Annotated in this window: 1 rRNA gene; it reads right to left on the bottom strand. The window is 55.3% G+C overall.

Annotation, left to right across the window (positions count from 1 at the left end):
* Positions 1-1,353 (bottom strand): 23S ribosomal RNA (locus tag D3654_RS00275); the annotation flags it as partial.
* Positions 1,354-1,677: the final 324 nt, after the last annotated feature.

Below are 1,677 nucleotides of genomic sequence, written 5' to 3'. Positions count from 1 at the left end.
CTGGTTTCCACCGCAGCTTCACCGCCCACACGACGCTCCCCTACCCATCCACACTCCTGAACCACAAAGGCTTGGAAAATATGTGAATGCCACAACTTCGGCGGTGTACTTGAGCCCCGCTACATTGTCGGCGCGGAATCACTTGACCAGTGAGCTATTACGCACTCTTTCAAGGGTGGCTGCTTCTAAGCCAACCTCCTGGTTGTCTAAGCAACTCCACATCCTTTCCCACTTAGCACACGCTTAGGGGCCTTAGTTGGTGGTCTGGGCTGTTTCCCTCTCGACTATGAAGCTTATCCCCCACAGTCTCACTGCTGCGCTCTCACTTACCGGCATTCGGAGTTTGGCTGACGTCAGTAACCTTGTAGGGCCCATCGGCCATCCAGTAGCTCTACCTCCGGCAAGAAACACGCAACGCTGCACCTAAATGCATTTCGGGGAGAACCAGCTATCACGGAGTTTGATTGGCCTTTCACCCCTACCCACAGCTCATCCCCTCCATTTTCAACTGAAGTGGGTTCGGTCCTCCACGACGTCTTACCGTCGCTTCAACCTGGCCATGGGTAGATCACTCCGCTTCGGGTCTAGATCACGCCACTACACTCGCCCTGTTCAGACTCGCTTTCGCTACGGCTACCCCCCACGGGTTAACCTCGCGACGTAACACTAACTCGCAGGCTCATTCTTCAAAAGGCACGCCATCACAGGAACAAAGCCTGCTCTGACGGATTGTAAGCACACGGTTTCAGGTACTGTTTCACTCCCCTCCCGGGGTACTTTTCACCTTTCCCTCACGGTACTGGTCCGCTATCGGTCATCAGGAAGTATTTAGGCTTATCAGGTGGTCCTGACAGATTCACACGGGATTTCTCGGGCCCCGTGCTACTTGGGAACAATCACCAGGGCGGCACAACACATTACGGCTACGGGACTCACACCCTCTCCGGCCGGCCTTTCAAAACCGTTCGCCTATGCACGCACACACACCCCGCCGGTCCGGCAGAACCAACACGCAACTGCCCCACAACCCCGCCCACGCAACGCCCGCCGGCTATCACACATGGGTCGGTTTAGCCTGATCCGCGTTCGCTCGCCACTACTAACGGAATCACTCTTGTTTTCTCTTCCTGCGGGTACTGAGATGTTTCACTTCCCCGCGTTCCCCCCACGCACCCTATATATTCAGGCACGGGTCACACAATCACCCCGAAAAGCGTTGTGCGGGGTTTCCCCATTCGGACATCCTGGGATCACCGCTCGGTTATCAACTCCCCCAGGCTTATCGCAGATTCCTACGTCCTTCATCGGCTCCTGATGCCAAGGCATCCACCGTGCGCCCTTAAAAACTTGACCACACAGATCAAACTTGACTCGAGAGAACCACGACCCACAAAGGGCCAGGGTCCTATCATAAGAAATTGCTATCAACACACACCCNCACCAAGGGCCAGGGTCCTATCATAAGAAATTGCTATCAACACACACCCGCACAAAAACAGGTGCATGCCTCAAGATGCTCGCGTCCACTATGTAGTTCTCAAACAACAACCCCAACCCCCACACCCCACACACACCAGTGCATGATCGGCAAGGACAGGAAAACCAGAAACCCCAGGGCCCCCGGCAACACAATCGTTGCAGGTCCTGTTGCCTCAGGACCCAACAGTGCACCAAACA

The organism is Arthrobacter celericrescens (assembly GCF_003614925.1).
Taxonomy (GTDB): Bacteria; Actinomycetota; Actinomycetes; order Actinomycetales; family Micrococcaceae; genus Arthrobacter; species Arthrobacter celericrescens.
This window is presented reverse-complemented; position numbering and strand designations above follow the sequence as displayed.